Below are 17,530 nucleotides of genomic sequence, written 5' to 3'. Positions count from 1 at the left end.
CGGTTCAGCGGGCGCGCGTGCCGCGCGTCCGCACCGCCGCCAGGCACAGGGCCGGGAGGCACGCTGCAGCCAGTCCCGCCAGCGCCGTCCGCCAGGTGGTCCACTCCGTCATCCCGATGAAGGACGTCTGCGTGCTCGCCTCGATCGAGCAGGCCGTGGCGGTGATCGCGAGGGTGAGCGCCGAGGCGCCGATGACCCAGGGGAGCCGGGGACGCCGGGACCGCCGAACGAGAGCGACGAGGAGCGCCCCGAAGAGCAGGACACCGGCACCGATGCTCGCGACGGCGACCTGCGCGAGCGTGGTGCTGACGACGGGGTACCAGTCGACCGGCGGCACGCTGGTGTACTGCACGGGTCGTGACGCGCGGGCTTCGACCAGGTCGACGGCGATGCGTGCGCCCACGGCGAGTGCGAAGGCGGTCGCCGTGAGTGCGGCGAGCACCCGAGGGGTACGTCCCGTCAGTGGGCGAGGGACGATCGTCGAGGCGGGCACGGACCGACGACAGCGGCGTGGCGGAGGCGATCCGAGCCTCCAGTCCGGGGCTGGGCGACGCGGCGCACCAGCCAGCCGCTCTGCGCGCGTGCAGCCGGTCTGCGCTCGCGCAAGGGGGCTCGTCGGCATGCGTTCCGGTGGCAGCTGGGTCGTGACGGTGCGCACCGCCAAGGAGGCTCGTCGGCATGCGTTCCGGTGGCAGCTGGGTCGTGACGGTGCGCACCGCCAAGTAGGCTGGTCGGCATGAGTTCCCGCGGCAGCTACCGGACCGCTCTGACGTACGGCGCGGTCGGCGCGACCCAGGCGTCGGACCTCATGACCTACCCGCCTGAGGGCTTCGCGCCCACCGAGTCCCGCGCCCGGATCGGGCACGGCGACGTACGCTTCGAGACGGCGGTGACCCAGGCGCTGTCCTGGCAGATCCAGGAGCGCAGCGGGATCCGCGTGCACGTCGACGACCAGCCGGACGACGACGAGGTCCGCTACAACCCGGTGACGTTCGACGAGCACGGTGTGCCGGTCGCGCCCGCGTCCATCGGGACCCCGAAGGTGGAGCGGTTCGCGCCGGACGGCACGCCGCTCCTCACGGCGGGGACGACCGCGACGCTGACGATGCACGCGTTCGGGCAGACCGTGCACGCGCCGGTCAGGGTCGTGTCGATCATCGACGAGCCGGACCGCAAGGGCTTCGCGTACGGCACGCTCGAGGGGCACCCGCTCTCGGGCGAGGAGTCGTTCGTCGTCGAGCGCACGTCGGACGGGTCGGTGTGGCTCCAGCTGCGGCAGTTCTCGCAGCCGGCGAGCCGGAAGTGGCGCCTCGTGGCGCCGTTGCTGCGGCGGCAGCAGCGCGTGATGGCGGAGAAGTACCTGGCGGCGCTCCGCGGCGACTGACGCGTGGAGCGCGCCGAGCGGCGGCGCTCGCGGCGACCGACGGGTCCGACCCGGCTCAGCCCAGGGGCGCGAGACCCGCGATCGCGTCCTCGATGACCCGCACGTCCTCCACGCAGTCCCGAGCCACGACGACCGCGCTCGTCGCCCGGAGCGCCTCCACGTCGTAGACCCCGGTCGCGACCGCGAGGAACGGGATCCCCGCGGCGTCCGCAGCCTCGCCGTCCCGCGGGGTGTCGCCGACGATGACGGCCCGCTCGCCCCGCAGCGCCGCCGCCGCACGATCGGTGACCCCGGCACGGTCGACCTCCTCGTCGCCGAAGAACGAGTGCGCCCAGTCGAACGCATCGAGGTCGAACCCGGCACCACGGAGCTTCACCCGCGCACGGTGCTCGGAGTTGCCGGTGAGCAGGCCGTTGCGCCAGCCGAGGACCGCGAAGCGCCGGACGAGGTCCCGGGCGCCAGGGGCCGGCTTCCGGTGGTCGCCGGCGCGGAACCGCTCGTCGGTGAGGTCGCGCAGGTGCCCGGAGACGGTGGGGATGAGCGCGTCGTCGAAGTCGTGCGCGCGGACGTGCTCGGCGATGAGGCCGGCATCGGTCCGGCCGTGCTGGTGGCCGACGCGCAGCGCGAGGTCACGGCCGACCGCCCGTTCGAGTGCCAGGTGGTACAGGTTGCCCGGCGACACGGCGTTCAGCACGAGGGTGCCGTCGATGTCCCACAGCACCGTGGTGGGGACGGTGTGGTGCTCCATGCCTCCATCATGACCGAGAATGGAGTCCATGCCGAGTGCCCTGCCGATCGCCGACCCCGCACCGTCGGACGGGCTGCTCATCCCCGGTCCGGACGCGGGCGAGGTCCCGTTCGGCGTCTACGTGCACGTGCCCTTCTGCCGCGTCCGCTGCGGCTACTGCGACTTCAACACGTACACGGCGTCGGAGCTGCGCGGGGTCCGGCGTGACGACTACGCCGGCCACGCCGTGCAGGAGATCCGGTTCGCCGAGGAGGTCCTCGAGCGCTCGGGCGTGCCGCGGCGCCCGGTGTCGACGGTGTTCTTCGGCGGCGGGACCCCGACGATGCTCCCGGCCGAGGACCTCGTGATGATCCTCCGGGCGATCGACGAGACGTGGGGGATCGTGCCCGGCGCCGAGGTCACGACCGAGGCCAACCCGGACTCCGTCGACGCCGACTCGCTCGAGACGCTCCGCGCCGGCGGCTTCACCCGGGTCAGCTACGGCATGCAGTCCGCGGTCCCGCACGTGCTCGCGACCCTCGACCGGACGCACGACCCCGAGCGGGTGCCGCTGGTCGTGGACCTCGCGAAGCAGCAGGGCCTCGACGTCTCGCTCGACCTCATCTACTCGACCCCGGGGGAGTCACTCGCGGACTGGCGCACCTCGCTCGACCAGGCGATCGCCTGTGCGCCCGACCACGTCTCGGCGTGCTCGCTCATCGTCGAGGAGGGCACGGCGATGGGTCGCATGGTGGCGCGCGGGGAGCTGCCGGCACCCGACGACGACCTCGCGGCGGACATGTACGAGCTGGCCGACGACGTCCTCGGTGCGGCCGGGTACTCCTGGTACGAGGTGTCGAACTGGGCGCGCGGGGAGGCGCACGCGAGCCGGCACAACCTGTCCTACTGGAAGGGTCACGACTGGTGGGGCGTCGGCCCGGGCGCGCACTCCGCCGTCGCCGGGACCCGCTGGTGGAACGTGAAGCACCCGGCCGCGTACGCGAACCGGGTGCTGTCGGGAGCGTCGCCCGCGGCCGGCCGGGAGACCCTCGACGAGGAGACGCGCTACGTCGAGCGCGTGCTCCTCGCCGCGCGGGTCCGCGGCGAGCTCGCCACGTCGGAACTCCGCCGGGAGGCCCGTGGCCGGGTCGCGGGGCTCATCGCACGCGGTCTCGTGGACGGCTCGGCCGCGGTGCGGGGTCGGGTCGAGTTGACGAGGCAGGGTCGGCTGCTCGCGGACGCGGTGGTCCGCGAGCTGCTCGACTGACCTACTGCTCCACGGACGCGGCTACTGCTTCACGAACTCGATCGTGAGCGGGTACTTGTAGAAGCGTCCCTGGTTCGCGGCGACGGCGGCCATGACCGAGAAGACGACCACGAGCACGTAGATGATCGGGAGCAGGACGAGCCCGATCAGGATGACCGTGAGCAGCCCCGCGACGAACCCCGCGATCGCCGCGGTGATGTGGAAATTGAGCGCCTGGCGCGTGTGCTCGCGCACGAACTGCCCGCGGTCACGCAGCACGAGGTACGCGATGATCGGCACGAGCAGGCTGAAGAAGATGGCGCCGACGTGCGTCAGGGTCGCCCAGAGCCGCTGGTCCTCGGGGCTCATCGGCTGGGGGACCTGGTAGTTCGGCGGGTACTGGGGGCCGTCCGGCCCGCCGGGCTGCTGTCCGTAGGGGTTCCCGGGCTGCTGGCCGTCAGGGCCCCCGGGCTGCTGTCCGTAGCTCATGCGGGAAGCGTACCGACCAGCCGGACGCCCGTCCCGCCCTGTCGGCCGTCGGGCGTAGGATCAGCAGTCGACACACGAGAGTGCCAACGCGAACGGAAGGGGATCGAGTGGTCAGCGAACGCAGCCTCGAAGTCCTCAAGGCCATCGTGCGGGACTACGTCGCCTCGCGGGAGCCGGTCGGGTCGAAGTCGATCGTCGACCGCCGCGCGTTCGGGGTCAGCGCCGCCACGATCCGCAACGACATGGCCCAGCTCGAGGACGAGCAGCTCATCGTCGCGCCGCACACGTCCTCGGGTCGCGTCCCGACCGACAAGGGCTACCGCGTCTTCGTCGACCACCTGGCCGCGGCCCGCCCGCTGTCGAGCGCGCAGCGGCACGCGATCGAGACCTTCCTGGGCGCCTCGGGTGACCTCGACGACGTCCTCGGACGCACCGTGCGGCTGCTCAGCCAGCTCACGAACCAGGTGGCGCTCGTGCAGTACCCCTCGCTGGTGCGCGCCCGCGTCCAGCACGTCGAACTCGTCCGGCTCGGCGACACGCGGTTGATGGTCGTGCTCATCACTGACACCGCCCGGGTCGAGCAGCGGGTGGTCGAGAGCGACGTCGCCCTCGACGAGTCCGCCCTGACCGAGCTCCGCAGTGTCGTCAACGGCGCGACCGTCGGACTCCTCCTGCAGGACGTCCCCGGTGCGCTCCGCGCGGTCCCGCAGCAGCTCCGGCCCGACGTCCAGCCCCTTGCCGGGATCGTCGTGGCGACCCTCATCGAGCAGGTGGCCGCGAACCGGCAGGACCGCCTGCTGATGGCGGGCGCGGCGAACCTCGCGAAGAGCGAGCAGGACTTCTCCGGCGGGCTCTTCCCCGTGCTCGAAGCCATCGAGGAACAAGTCACCCTGCTCCGGTTGTTCGGCGAGATGCAGGTGGACGACATCGCGGTGGCGGCGAGCATCGGCGCCGAGAACGCCGAGTACGGGCTCGACGCCACGAGCATCGTCGCGGGTGGCTACCTCGCCGGCGGCGAGGTGGCACGGCTCGGCGTGCTCGGGCCGACCCGGATGGACTACGGCACGAACATGGCCGCGGTCCGCGCCGTCGCACGGTACCTGTCCAAGCTCCTGGGCGAACATTGACCGGCCCGCACCGCGATCGGCGCGACCCTCGCGCACGACCCGCACCGGGCCTCCAGACCGACCGAACCGAAACACTCTGAGGGATACGTGGCAGACCACTACGACGTCCTCGGCGTCCAGCCGGACGCCTCCGATGCCGACATCAAGAAGGCCTACCGGCGCTTGGCGCGCGAGCTGCACCCGGACGTGAACCCGAGCCCGGACGCCGCCGAGCGCTTCAAGGACGTGACGCACGCGTACGACGTGCTGAGCGACCCCGAACAGCGCCGCCGGTACGACGCCGGACCGCAGGCCGACAGCCCGTTCGGCGGTGGCGGTGCCGCGGGCTTCAGCGACATCTTCGACGCGTTCTTCGGCGGGGGCGGCGGCGGCCGGGGATCCGGTCCCCGCAGCCGCGCCGAGCGGGGACAGGACGCCCTGCTGCGCATCGACGTCGACCTCGACGAGGTCGTCTTCGGCACCCACAAGGAGGTCGAGGTCGACACCGCCGTGCTGTGCGAGACCTGCCACGGCTCGTGCTGCGCTCCGGGCACGAGCCCGCGCACGTGCGACATCTGCGGCGGTTCCGGCCACATCCAGCGGCAGGTCCGCTCGCTCCTCGGCAACGTGGTGACGAGTGCGCCGTGCGGCACCTGCCGCGGCTACGGCACGGTCATCCCGAACCCGTGCCCGACGTGCCAGGGGCAGGGCCGCGTGCGCGCCCGTCGCTCGATCCCGGTCGACGTCCCCGCCGGCGTCGACTCGGGCCTACGCCTGCAGATGCCGGGCCAGGGCGAGGTCGGTCCGGCCGGCGGCCCCTCCGGTGACCTCTACCTCGAGATCCGCGTCCGGCACCACGACGTCTTCAGCCGCGACGGCGACGACCTGCTCGCGACGCTCGAGGTCGGCATGACGGACGCGATCCTCGGCACGACCACGACGATCGACGGCCTCGACGGTCCGGTCGAGCTCGAGATCCGTCCCGGTGTGCAGAGTGCCGACGTGCTCGTCCTGAAGGACCGCGGTGTCACGAAGCTGCGCGGCAGCGGACGTGGCGACCTGCGAGTCGGTGTGCAGGTCGTGACGCCGACGAAGCTGTCGCACAAGGAGCGCCAGCTGGTCGAGCAGCTCGCGAAGTCGCACAAGGCCACGAAGCCCCAGCTCGCCCGGTTCCAGCAGGGCATGTTCGGCAAGCTCCGCGACCGCTTCTTCAACTTCTGATGGCGTCGCTCTACCTCGTCGGGTCGCTCGACGGCGTCACCGAGGGCGGGCACGTGACCCTCGACGGTGCGGAGGGCCGGCACGCGGTGTCCGTCGCGCGGGTGCGCCTCGGGGAGACGCTGCGGATCGGTGACGGCGACGGCACCGTGGTGTCCGGACCCGTCGTCTCCACCGAGCGGGATGCGCTCGTGCTGGAGGTGGCCACGCTCGAGGTGGTCCCGGCGCCGTCACCGACCCTGACCCTCGTGCAGGCGCTCGCGAAGGGCGGCCGTGACGAGATGGCCGTGCAGGCGTCGACCGAGATCGGCGTCGACCGGATCGTGCCGTGGGCGGCTGCCCGCAGTGTCTCGCGGTGGGAGGGTGCGAAGGTCGAGAAGGGCCGGGCGCGCTGGGCGTCCATCGCGCACGAGGCCTCCAAGCAGGCCGTCCGCCCGCGGGTCCCCGTCGTCGCGCAGCCGGTCACCACGGCACAGCTGGCGGCGTCCGTGGGCACCGGGCGGGTGGTGCTCGTGCTCGACCCGGTCGCGGACGTCCGCCTCTCCGCCTGGGACGCCCCGGCCGACGTCGACGACATCACCCTCGTGGTCGGACCCGAGGGCGGCATCGACGGCAGCGAGTTCGACCGGCTCGTCGCCGCCGGAGCGGTCCGCGTCCGGCTCGGCGACACCGTCCTCCGCACCTCGACCGCGGGTCCGGCTGCGCTGGCGATCCTCCAGACGCGGCTCGGACGCTGGTAGGCCCGTCGTCGGCGGCGCGTTCTACGATGGGGACATGAGCACCGGCACGCCCAGCGTCTTCTCGAAGATCATTGCGCGCGAGATCCCGGCGACCGTCGTCGCCGAGGACGACCGCGTCATCGCGTTCGAGGACATCGCGCCGAAGGCACCCGTCCACGTGCTCGTCGTCCCCAAGACCGAGCAGTACCGGAACGTCACCGAGCTCGCCGCCGGGGACCCGGACCTCCTCTCCCACGTGGTCGCCACCGCGCAGCGCATCGCCGACGAGCGTGCGGGCGGCCAGTACCGTCTCGTGTTCAACACCGGCGAAGCAGCCGGTCAGACCGTGTTCCACGTGCACGCGCACGTACTCGCAGGCGAACTGCAGGAAGGCACCCTTGCCGGATAACGAACCACTCGAGCAGGACACCACGTCCGAGCTCACCGTCGACGGCATCGCCATGGTGCAGCTGCTCGGCCCCCAGGACCGACTCCTGAAGACCGTCGAACGCCAGTACCCCGGGGTCCGCGTCGTCGTCCGCGGCAACGAGGTCAGCCTCAGCGGGCCGGAGCGCGACGTCGCGAGGGCACGCGCCCTCGTCGACGAACTCGTCGGCATGGTCAAGCGCGGCCAGGACATCGGCCCGGCCGACATCCCGACCTCCGCACGGATCCTCGACGACGACCGCAAGCCGTCCGACACGTTCGGCACGCCCATCGTGCAGAGCCGGGGCAAGTCGGTGCGACCGAAGACCGACGGCCAGCGCGCCTACGTCGACGCGATCGACCAGCACACCATCACGTTCGACATCGGCCCCGCCGGCACCGGCAAGACCTACCTGGCGATGGCCAAGGCGGTGCAGGCGCTGCAGCGGCGCGAGGTCACGCGGATCATCCTCACGCGTCCCGCGGTCGAGGCCGGCGAGCGGCTCGGGTTCCTCCCCGGCACGCTGACCGACAAGATCGACCCCTACCTCCGGCCGCTGTACGACGCCCTCAACGAGATGATGGACCCCGAGCTCGTGCCGAAGCTGTTGGCGGCCGGCACGGTCGAGGTCGCTCCGCTGGCGTACATGCGCGGTCGGACGCTCAACGACTCGTTCGTCATCCTCGACGAGGCGCAGAACACCACGCCCGAGCAGATGAAGATGTTCCTCACCCGCCTCGGGTTCGGGTCGAAGATGGTGGTCACGGGCGACATCACCCAGGTCGACCTGCCCGGCAACCTGTCGGGCCTGCGCCTGGTGACCCGTATCCTCGACCACGTCGACGACATCCACTTCGCCCGTCTCGGGAGCGAGGACGTGGTCCGCCACACGCTCGTCGGCCGCATCGTCGACGCGTACACCGCCTACGACGAGGAACGCCTGGCCGAGCAGGCCGGGCACCGCCCCGGCGGCCGGGGCACCGCGCCCGAGGGCAACCCGGCCGGCGTGAACCGTGCCGAGCGCCGGGGCCGGCCGCCGCAGGACCGCCAGCGTTCCCCGTACCCGCAGAACGATCCCCGAGGAGGGAACCGGTGAGCATCGAGCTCAACAACGAGTCCGGGGTGGAGGTCGACGAGGCCGCGATCCAGCGCCTCGCCTCCTTCGCGCTCGACGCGCTGCACGTCCACGCCGACGCGGAGCTCGCCATCGTGCTCGTCGACGAGGGCGCGATGGAGCAGCTGCACGTCCGGTGGATGGACGAACCGGGGCCGACCGACGTCCTCAGCTTCCCGATGGACGAGCTCCGTCCCGGCACGGAGGACGACCCGACCCCGGCCGGGCTGCTCGGGGACATCGTGCTGTGCCCGCAGGTCGCCGAGGAACAAGCGAAGACCGCGGGGCACTCGACGACCGACGAGATGCTCCTGCTCACCTGCCACGGCATCCTGCACCTCCTCGGGTTCGACCACGCGGAGCCGGAGGAGAAGGCCGAGATGTTCGGCCTCCAGGGCGAGATCCTCGCCGCGTTCGCCGCGCAGCACCGAGGGCGGTGACCTGATGCTGCTCGTCGCCGTCCTGCTCGCGGTGGCGTTGGTGCTCGTCGTCGCCGGCGGTGTGCTCGCCGCCTCGGACGCCGCCCTGTCCGTGTTGTCCCGCGCCGACCTCGACGAGATCGCCCGGGGCGCCAAGCGTCGCCGCGCGATCGAGGCGATCGCGGACGACGTCGGCGCCCACGTCAACGCGCTGAACTTCGTCCGGGTCCTCGCCGAGACCGCCGCAGCGGTCCTCGTGACGATCGCGCTCGTGACGGTCTTCGACACGTGGTGGGTCGCGCTCGTCGTGTCCGCGGCCGTGATGACGGCGGTCTCCTTCGTCCTGGTCGGGTCGAGTCCGCGCAGCGTCGGTCGCGCGCACGCCGAGCGGCTCATCGCCGTGACCGGCGGACTCGTCCGCGCGGTCCGCATCGTCCTCGGGCCGCTCGCCGGGCTGCTCGTCGCGATCGGCGACCGCGTCACACCGGGGCGTGGCCGGAGCGCCTCCACCGTGTCCAGCGAGGAGCAGCTGCTGTCCCTGGTCGACGAGGCCGCCGAGAGCAACGTGCTCGAAGCCGACGACCGTGAACTCATCCACTCGGTGTTCGAGTTCAGCGACACCCTGGTGCGCGAGGTCATGGTGCCGCGCACCGACATGACGACCGTCGACGGCTCGGACACGCTCGGCGCCGCGATGGAGCAGTTCCTCGCGTCCGGGGTGTCCCGCATGCCGGTCACGGGCAAGGACAGCGACGACGTCCTCGGCGTGCTGTACCTCCGCGACGTGTCCCGTGCCCTCTACGAACGCCCGGGCGCCGGCGCCGAACCGGTCAGCGGCCTGCTGCGGCCTGCCGGGTTCGTGCCGGAGTCGAAGGCTGCCGACGACACGCTCCGCGCGATGCAGGCGGGTAAGAACCACCTGCTGCTCGTCGTCGACGAGTACGGCGGCGTGGCCGGACTCGTCACGATGGAGGACCTCATCGAGGAGCTCGTCGGCGACATCTCGGACGAGTACGACCGCGCGGTGGTCGACCGGGTCGAGGTCGAACCGGGCGTCTGGCGCATCGCGGCCCGGATGCCGATCGACGAACTCGGCGACCTGTTCGGCATCGAGCTCGAGGACGACGACGTCGACACCGCCGGCGGCTTGCTCGTGAAGGAGCTCGGCCACCTCGCCACGCGCGGCGACCGCGTCACCGTCGACGGCATCGTCCTCGTCGCCGACCGGGTGGAGGGCAAGCGCCGTCACCTCGTCTCGGTCCTCGCCGAGCGCACCACAGCCCTCGACGACGTCGAGCACGCGTTCGACGACTCCTCGCCCACGACCACAGGGAAGCCCACCGCATGACCGACACCACCACGCCCGACGGTCAGCCGTACCGCGCGGGCTTCGTCTCCTTCGTCGGCCGACCGAACGTCGGCAAGTCGACACTGACGAACGCCCTGGTCGGCGAGAAGGTCGCCATCACCTCGTCGAAGCCGCAGACGACCCGTCGCGCCATCCGCGGGGTCGTGCACCGCCCGAACGGTCAGGTCATCATCGTCGACACACCGGGGGTCCACCGGCCGCGCACCCTGCTCGGAGAACGCCTGAACGACCTCGTGCAGTCCACGCTGGGCGACGTCGACGTGATCGGCTTCTGCGTCCCCGCGAACGAGCCGATCGGACCGGGCGACCGCTTCATCAACGACTCGCTCGACCAGTACCCGCGTGCGAAGAAGGTCGCGATCGTCACGAAGATCGACCGCGTCTCGAAGGACAAGGTCGGCGAGCAGTTGCTCGCGGTCTCGAAGCTCCGCGAGTGGGACGTCATCATCCCGACCTCGGGCACGAAGGGGCTGCAGCTCGAACCGCTGCTCGACGAGATCACCGCCCTGCTGCCCGAGTCGCCGCAGCTCTACGACGACGCCACCGTGACCGAGGAGACCGACGAGGACCGCATCGCCGAGCTGATCCGCGAGGCCGCGCTCGAAGGCGTCCGCGACGAACTGCCGCACTCGCTGGCCGTCGTCGTCGAGGACGTCGTCGAGCCGGACAAGGAGGACGACCCCGACGGCCCCCTGCGGATCTTCGCGAACCTCTTCGTCGAACGGGACAGCCAGAAGGCGATCGTCATCGGCCGCGGCGGCGAGCGGCTGAAGGACGTCGGCTCGCGCGCGCGGACGGAGATCGAGTCGCTGCTGGGCGGTCGACACGTGTACCTCAACCTCCGCGTGAAGGTCGCGAAGGAGTGGCAGCGGGACCCGAAGCAGCTCGGTCGCCTCGGCTTCTGAACCGACCCGCCGTGGACGCCGGGAGCGTCAGCCCATCGGCTGACGCGCGCCGCGTCGCAGGGCCGTACCGTGGGGTGGTGTTCCGTCCCGTGCTGCGCTCGCAGGTCCTCTTCGACGTCATCGTCGCTGTGCTCCTGACCGCGCTCATCGGGCTGGCGCAGGCACCACGGTCCGACGCCCTGCAGTCGCTCGTCGTGGTCGTGCTGCTCGGCGGCGCGTTGGCGTTGCGGCGGACGGCTCCGGGGCTGGCCCTGGTGATCGCCTGGGTGGGCGCCATCGCGCAGATGGTGATGGGCCTCGGACTCGAGGCCGCCGACTTCCTCATCGCCGGCGTGATGTACACGACGAGCGCGTACGGCTCGAACCGGACGCGGTGGTGGGGATTGGCCTCGGCGTTCCTCGGCGCGGTCGTCGCGGCAGGGTACCTCGGGCTGCAGGAGTACTTCGGCCGGTACTCGCTCGACGGACCCTTCGCCACGTACCCGTCGCAGTTGATGCGCGAAGCCGTGCAGACGGCGGCGTACTTCGTCGTCGTCCTCGCGATCCTGCTCCTGCCGTGGCTCGCCGGACTCGTGCGCCGCGTCCGGTCGGCCGCACGCATGAGCCGCGAAGCGCAACTCCTCGCCGAACGCGACGCGGCCCGGGCCGACCGCGCCGTCGCAGTCGAGCAGGAGCGCGTCCGCATCGCCCGCGACATGCACGACATCGTGGCGCACTCCCTCGCCGTCGTCATCGCGCAGGCCGACGGTGCCCGCTACGCGCTCAAGGCCGATCCCGACATCGCCGACCAGGCCCTCACGACGATCTCGGGCACGGCCCGCCGGGCGCTCGGGGACGTCCGCGAGCTCCTCGGCGCGCTCCGCCACGAGCAGGGCACGGCCCCGACGCCGGAGATCGACGACATCGAGCAGCTCGTCACCGAGATGCGGGACATCGGGCTCGACGTCGACGTCGAGCGCGACGGCGACCCCTCGGCCCTGCCGACGACGACGCAGCTCGCCGTGTACCGCATCGTGCAGGAGAGCCTCACGAACGCCTACAAGCACGGCCAGCGCGGCACCCCCGTGCACGCGCGCCTGACCTACCGGCCCGACACCGTCGAGATCCAGGTGGTGAACGAACGGGCCGACGACGGCCGTGCGGGGCCGGGCACCGGACACGGCCTGGTCGGCATGCGCGAGCGCGCGACCATGACCGGCGGGACGATGACCGCGGGGCCGCGCGGGGACGCCTTCGTCGTCGCGGTGCGCATGCCCGCCGTCCCCGCGAGCGGGCAGATGCCCCGTGACCGCATCACCTCGACCCACCAGGAGCACACCGCACGATGACCACGACCCCGAACCCCGAGGCCCGCATCCGGGTGGCGCTCGTCGACGACCAGGCCCTGTTCCGCACCGGGATCCGGATGCTCATCGACTCCCAGTCCGACCTGCAGTTCGTCGGCGAGGCCGGAGACGGCGCCGAAGGGGTCGAGCTCGTCCGTCGTGCCCGGCCGGACGTGGTGCTCATGGACGTGCGCATGCCCGTGATGGACGGCATCACGGCGACCGCGACGATCGTCGAGCAGTCCGGCACCGACGGCGCGAAGGTGCTCGTGCTGACCACCTTCGACTTCGACGAGGCCGCCGCGAAGGCGATCCGCGCCGGCGCGAGCGGCTTCGTGCTCAAGGACGCCGACCCCGAGTTCCTGCTCGCGGCGATCCGGACCGTGCACGCCGGGACCGCCGTGTTCGCCGCGTCGGCGACCCGCGAGCTGCTCCGGCGCTACGAGGACACCTCCGCGCCTTCCGTGACCGTCCCGTCGGCGTTCGCCGAGCTCACCCCCCGCGAGCGGGAGATCTTCGACCTCGCGGCGAAGGGCCTGAGCAACAGCGAGATCGCGTCGCACGAGTTCGTCAGCGAGGCGACGGTCAAGACCCACATCTCGCGGGTGCTGACGAAGCTCGAGCTCCGTGACCGTGTCCGTCTCGTGGTGTTCGCGCACGAGCACGGGCTCGTCACGAAGGACTGACGCCCGGCGGCGCACCGTCATCCGCGCGGATGACCCCTGCACAGGGAAGCCAGCCGAGCGGACCATCCACAGGAGCCGACCGACCGACGCGCCACGTGCCTCCCGGGCGTCATCGTTGAGCCATGACCAGCAGCCACCTCCCGATCATCCGCCTCGACCACGTGTCCAAGCACCACGGGGACGCCGCTCGCCGCGTGACGGCCCTCGACGACGTCAGCGTCGACATCGGCGCGGGTGAGTTCACCGCGGTGATGGGACCGTCCGGATCCGGCAAGTCGACGCTCATGCACGTCGCGGCCGGCCTCGACGCCGTCTCGGCCGGACGCATCCAGATCGACGGGGTCGACGTCACCGGCCTCGGTGACCGCGACCTCACCGAGCTCCGTCGCCGCCGGCTCGGCTTCGTCTTCCAGTCGTTCAACCTCGTGCCGACGCTCGACGTCAGCGAGAACATCCGGCTGCCGTTCCTGCTCGGCGGACACCGGACCTCGCGCGAGGAGGACGCCTGGATCGACCGGCTCGTCGCGATGCTCGGCCTCGGCGACCGCCTGACCCACCGCCCGCACCAGCTGTCGGGCGGTCAGCAGCAGCGCGTCGCGATCGCCCGGGCGCTCGCCTCGCGGCCGGCCGTGGTCGTCGCCGACGAGCCCACCGGCGCACTCGACTCGCGGACGGGTCGTGACGTGCTCGCGATCCTCCGCGGTGCCGTCGACGACTGGGGCCAGAGCGTCGTCATGGTCACGCACGACCCCGTCGCCGCGGCGAACGCCGACCGCATCCTGTTCCTCGCGGACGGCCGGATCGTGGGGGACCGCCCCGGGATGGACGCGGCGGAGATCTCCGCCACGATGCTCGGGATGGAGGCCGCCGCGTGAACACCCTGACCTCGCTCCGTGCGTTCCGGCCGACGATCCTCGTCGCGGCGCTCGGCACCACCTTCGGGTCCGCCCTCGTCATCGCACCGGGGATCGTGTCCGAGGCGCTCGCCACCACCGGCCTCGACGGCATCGCCAGCGTGCAGGCGATCCTGTCCGTCGTCGGCTGGCTGTTCCTCGGCATCGCGCTCTACGTCGGGTCGATCGTCACGGCGAACACGTGCGCGACCATCATCGCCGGGCAGACCCGCGTGATCGCGTTGCAGCGGCTCGTCGGTGCGACCGGCGCTGCGCTGCGGGCGCGGATCACGCGCGCCGGACTCCTCGTGGGCGTCGTCGGCGGTCTCCTCGGCGCCGTGGTCGGCACGGGCGCGAGTGCGGTGTTCGTGGTGGTCCTCCGGGGCACCGGGTTCCTGCCGGACACGGCGTACACACTCGTGCCGTGGGAGCTCGTGCTGCCGGTCGTCGCCGTCGTCCTCGCGACCTGGGGTGCGTTCGCCGTGGGTTCCCGCCGAGTGCTCACGGTCACCCCGCGCGAGGCGCTGTCCTCGAGCGTCGAGCCGAGCCACGACGACGTCCGTTCGGGTCGCGCCCGCTTCGTCTGGGCCGTCGTGCTCATGGTGGTCGGCGGCGGCCTGATCGTCATCGGCCTCGCCGGCAGTGCGCTGTCGCCGGCCGCCGTGCTGCCGGCCGCACTCGGCGGCTTCGTGTCCTTCGCGGGCGTCGCCCTCGGGGCCACGATCGTGATGCCCCCGGTCCTGCAGCTGATCGGACGGATCGGCGCGAAGGACCCGGTGGTCCTGCTCGCCGGACGCAACGCCATGCGTGCGCCGGGGCGGTCCTCGCGAGCGACGATCGGCCTCGTGATCGGCGTGACCCTGCTCGTCACGTTCGCGGTCGCGCTCGGGATCATGCAGCACGTGCTCGAGACCGTCGTCTCGGGGCAGCCGGGCTCGACGCCGGCGGCGGTCGAGGCGCAGCGCGACTTCTTCGTGCAGCTCAACGTCGTCGTGAGCGTCATCGTCGGGTTCTCCGCGGTGATCGCCGCGGTCGGTGTGGTGAACGCGCTGGCGCTCGGGGTCCTGCAGCGTCGACGTGAACTCGGGCTCCTCCGCGTCCTCGGGCTCACCGGGGCGCAGGTCCGCCGGATGATCGTCACCGAGGCCGTCCAGATGGTCGTCGCGGCCGTGCTGACGGGGCTCGTCCTCGGGGTGTTCTACGGGTGGGTCGGCGGGCAGACGCTCCTCGGCACGCTGGGCACCGTCGTCACGCCCGTCCTGCCGCCGGCGACGATCGGGGTCGTGGTGGTCGGGGCGCTCGTGCTCGCGGTGGTCGCCACGATCGCTCCGGTCCGCAGTGCGATGCGCGTGCCGCCGACGGAGGCGCTCGCGGTCGACTGACCGCGCACGGCGCCTGCGGAGGCGCTCGCGGTCGACTGGCCGCGCACGGCCCCTGCGGAGGCGCTCGCGGTCGACTGGCCGCGCGCGTCGCCTGCGGAGGCGACCACCGGTCGGGAGGCGCGTGGCGGACCCGCCCCGTGCCTCCCGGCCGCTTGCACACGGTTGGTACACCAGTGCTACGGTGGAGCCGATGTACCCGGCACTCCTCCTCCTTCGCTGCCGCGACGAGGCCTGACACAACGGCCCACCTCGTCGCGGAGTCCGTCGTGGCCTGACACACACCTGACGACGAAAGCGACGAATCGACGCAGAACACGCAGCGCCCCTCCGGGATGCCGATCCACAAGTACGTCCCCTTCCACGAGCAGATCCGCGTCGAGCTGCCGGACCGCACCTGGCCGACCAAGCGCATCGATCGCGCTCCCCGGTGGTGCGCGGTCGACCTCCGCGACGGCAACCAGGCCCTCATCGACCCGATGGACTCCGAGCGCAAGCGGGCCATGTTCGACCTGTTGGTCCGCATGGGCTACAAGGAGATCGAGGTCGGGTTCCCGAGCGCCTCGCAGACCGACTTCGACTTCGTCCGCTCCCTCATCGACGAGGGTGCGATCCCGGACGACGTCACGATCCAGGTCCTGACGCAGGCGCGGGAGCACCTCATCAACCGGACGTACGAGGCGATCGACGGTGCGAAGCAGGCCATCGTGCACCTGTACAACTCGACGTCGATCGTCCAGCGCGAGGTCGTGTTCCGCACCGACGTGCAGGGTGTCGTGGACATCGCGGTGCACGGTGCCGAGCTCTGCAAGGCGGCCGAGGCGAACCTGCAGCACGACACGCAGGTGTTCTACGAGTACTCGCCGGAGTCCTACACGGGTACCGAGCTCGAGGTCGCGGTCGAGATCTGCAACGCCGTCCTCGAGGTCTTCCAGCCGACGCCCGAGCGCAAGGTCATCATCAACCTGCCGGCGACGGTCGAGATGGCGACCCCGAACGTCTACGCCGACTCGATCGAGTGGATGTCGCGACACCTGGCGCACCGCGAGGACGTCATCCTCTCGCTGCACCCGCACAACGACCGCGGCACCGCCGTCGCGGCCGCCGAGCTCGGCTACATGGCCGGCGCGGACCGCATCGAGGGCTGCCTGTTCGGCAACGGTGAGCGCACGGGCAACGTCGACCTGGTCGCCCTCGGCATGAACCTGTTCACGCAGGGCCTCGACCCCGAGATCGACTTCAGCGACATCGACCAGGTGAAGCGGACCGTCGAGTACTGCAACCAGCTGCCGGTGCCCGAGCGCCAGCCCTGGGCGGGCGACCTCGTCTACACCGCGTTCAGCGGCTCCCACCAGGACGCGATCAACAAGGGCTTCGACGCCATGCGGGCGAAGGCCGAGGCCGCGGGAACATCGGTCGACGAGATCGCATGGGCCGTGCCGTACCTGCCCGTCGACCCGAAGGACATCGGCCGCTCGTACGAGGCCGTCATCCGCGTGAACTCGCAGTCCGGCAAGGGCGGGGTCGCCTACCTGCTCAAGACGGACCACGCGCTCGACCTGCCCCGCAAGCTGCAGATCGAGTTCTCCGGCGTCGTGCAGCAGCACACGGACGCCGAGGGCGGCGAGTTCTCCTCCGAGCGGATCTGGGACCTCTTCCGCGACGAGTACCTGCCCGCCCCCGTCGACGAGGACAAGTGGGGCCGCTACGAGATCACGAAGACCGCGACCTCGAGCGACTTCGACGGAACGACCTCGCTGTCGGTGGCGATGCGCGTCGACGACGGCGCCGTCACCGCGGACGCGGTGGGCACGGGTCCGATCGACGCCTTCCTGCAGATCCTCGCGGGGCAGGGCATCACGGTCACGCTCTACGACTACTCGGAGCACACGATGAGCGCCTCCGGGGACGCCCAGGCCGCGTCGTACGTCGAGCTCGACGTGGACGGGACCCGGCTGTGGGGCGTCGGCATCGACGCCGACATCGCGACGGCGTCGCTCAAGGCGATCGTCAGCGCCGTCAACCGCGCGGTGCGCGCGGGTGCCGCGTCCGGCACGGCGTCGCCGGAGCTGGTCTCGGCCTAGTCACGGTCACTGCCTGGAGGCGCGGTGCGGGTCCGTCCCG

At 71.7% G+C, this 17,530-nt stretch carries 18 protein-coding genes; 15 read left to right on the top strand and 3 right to left on the bottom strand.

The annotated features are described in order from the left end of the window. Positions 1-4: 4 nt before the first annotated feature. Positions 5-442, bottom strand: coding sequence for a hypothetical protein (locus IEY20_RS06135; RefSeq protein WP_022904295.1), 438 nt, complete (start codon positions 440-442; stop codon positions 5-7). 294 nt (positions 443-736) lie between these two features. Between IEY20_RS06135 and IEY20_RS06130 the strand changes: the two genes are divergently transcribed. After that, positions 737-1,384 (top strand): DUF1990 domain-containing protein, encoded by a 648-nt coding sequence (locus tag IEY20_RS06130; protein ID WP_022904296.1) that lies wholly within the window; start codon positions 737-739, stop codon positions 1,382-1,384. A gap of 55 nt (positions 1,385-1,439) precedes the next feature. Here IEY20_RS06130 and IEY20_RS06125 read toward each other — a convergent pair whose 3' ends face one another. Then, positions 1,440-2,132, bottom strand: a complete 693-nt coding sequence (locus IEY20_RS06125; protein ID WP_022904297.1) for an HAD family hydrolase — start codon at positions 2,130-2,132, stop codon at positions 1,440-1,442. Positions 2,133-2,160: 28 nt separating this feature from the next. On the opposite strand from IEY20_RS06125, the gene hemW reads away from it, so the two are divergent. Then, complete coding sequence (gene hemW, locus IEY20_RS06120; protein ID WP_188888969.1) at positions 2,161-3,378, top strand: radical SAM family heme chaperone HemW; 1,218 nt, start codon at positions 2,161-2,163, stop codon at positions 3,376-3,378. Between the two features lie 21 nt (positions 3,379-3,399). Here hemW and IEY20_RS06115 read toward each other — a convergent pair whose 3' ends face one another. Next, the gene (locus tag IEY20_RS06115) at positions 3,400-3,846 is read right to left on the bottom strand and encodes a DUF4870 domain-containing protein (protein WP_022904299.1); all 447 of its coding nucleotides are present in this window, start codon (positions 3,844-3,846) and stop codon (positions 3,400-3,402) included. 107 nt (positions 3,847-3,953) lie between these two features. On the opposite strand from IEY20_RS06115, the gene hrcA reads away from it, so the two are divergent. The 13 genes from hrcA to leuA all read left to right on the top strand — a co-directional run bounded on the left by hrcA (position 3,954) and on the right by leuA (position 17,490). After that, on the top strand, positions 3,954-4,973 hold the full coding sequence (hrcA, locus tag IEY20_RS06110; RefSeq protein WP_188888967.1) for a heat-inducible transcriptional repressor HrcA: 1,020 nt from the start codon (positions 3,954-3,956) through the stop codon (positions 4,971-4,973). An 87-nt stretch (positions 4,974-5,060) separates the two neighbouring features. Then, positions 5,061-6,173 (top strand): molecular chaperone DnaJ, encoded by a 1,113-nt coding sequence (gene dnaJ, locus IEY20_RS06105; RefSeq protein WP_022904301.1) that lies wholly within the window; start codon positions 5,061-5,063, stop codon positions 6,171-6,173. Further along, positions 6,173-6,910: a 16S rRNA (uracil(1498)-N(3))-methyltransferase gene (locus IEY20_RS06100; RefSeq protein WP_022904302.1), complete on the top strand. Its 738-nt coding sequence runs from the start codon at positions 6,173-6,175 to the stop codon at positions 6,908-6,910. Before dnaJ ends, IEY20_RS06100 begins: the two co-directional genes overlap by 1 nt. A 34-nt stretch (positions 6,911-6,944) precedes the next feature. Beyond that, positions 6,945-7,298 carry a histidine triad nucleotide-binding protein gene (locus IEY20_RS06095; RefSeq protein ID WP_022904303.1) on the top strand — a complete coding sequence of 118 codons (354 nt, stop codon included), beginning with the start codon at positions 6,945-6,947 and terminating at the stop codon, positions 7,296-7,298. Then, complete coding sequence (locus IEY20_RS06090; protein ID WP_175328632.1) at positions 7,288-8,412, top strand: PhoH family protein; 1,125 nt, start codon at positions 7,288-7,290, stop codon at positions 8,410-8,412. Before IEY20_RS06095 ends, IEY20_RS06090 begins: the two co-directional genes overlap by 11 nt. After that, on the top strand, positions 8,409-8,870 hold the full coding sequence (gene ybeY / locus IEY20_RS06085; RefSeq protein WP_022904304.1) for an rRNA maturation RNase YbeY: 462 nt from the start codon (positions 8,409-8,411) through the stop codon (positions 8,868-8,870). The genes IEY20_RS06090 and ybeY overlap by 4 nt, the downstream gene beginning before the upstream one ends. 4 nt (positions 8,871-8,874) lie before the next feature. After that, the gene (locus tag IEY20_RS06080; protein ID WP_022904305.1) at positions 8,875-10,197 is read left to right on the top strand and encodes a hemolysin family protein; all 1,323 of its coding nucleotides are present in this window, start codon (positions 8,875-8,877) and stop codon (positions 10,195-10,197) included. Further along, positions 10,194-11,123, top strand: coding sequence for a GTPase Era (gene era, locus IEY20_RS06075; protein ID WP_022904306.1), 930 nt, complete (start codon positions 10,194-10,196; stop codon positions 11,121-11,123). The genes IEY20_RS06080 and era overlap by 4 nt, the downstream gene beginning before the upstream one ends. Before the next feature lie 77 nt (positions 11,124-11,200). Next, a complete protein-coding gene (locus tag IEY20_RS06070) occupies positions 11,201-12,451 on the top strand; it encodes a sensor histidine kinase (protein WP_229727905.1) in 1,251 nt (416 codons plus the stop codon). Continuing rightward, on the top strand, positions 12,448-13,134 hold the full coding sequence (locus tag IEY20_RS06065) for a response regulator (RefSeq protein ID WP_022904308.1): 687 nt from the start codon (positions 12,448-12,450) through the stop codon (positions 13,132-13,134). Before IEY20_RS06070 ends, IEY20_RS06065 begins: the two co-directional genes overlap by 4 nt. A 122-nt stretch (positions 13,135-13,256) precedes the next feature. Continuing rightward, entirely contained in the window at positions 13,257-14,009 is a 753-nt protein-coding gene (locus IEY20_RS06060) for an ABC transporter ATP-binding protein (protein ID WP_022904309.1), read from the top strand. Then, complete coding sequence (locus IEY20_RS06055; RefSeq protein WP_188888965.1) at positions 14,006-15,409, top strand: ABC transporter permease; 1,404 nt, start codon at positions 14,006-14,008, stop codon at positions 15,407-15,409. The genes IEY20_RS06060 and IEY20_RS06055 overlap by 4 nt, the downstream gene beginning before the upstream one ends. A 332-nt stretch (positions 15,410-15,741) precedes the next feature. Then, on the top strand, positions 15,742-17,490 hold the full coding sequence (gene leuA / locus IEY20_RS06050; protein ID WP_188888963.1) for a 2-isopropylmalate synthase: 1,749 nt from the start codon (positions 15,742-15,744) through the stop codon (positions 17,488-17,490). The last annotated feature ends 40 nt before the right edge of the window (positions 17,491-17,530 follow it).

The organism is Curtobacterium luteum (assembly GCF_014646995.1).
Classification (GTDB): Bacteria; Actinomycetota; Actinomycetes; order Actinomycetales; family Microbacteriaceae; genus Curtobacterium; species Curtobacterium luteum.
Note: the sequence above shows the minus strand (reverse complement) of the source record. Positions and strands in the feature narration are given on the sequence as shown.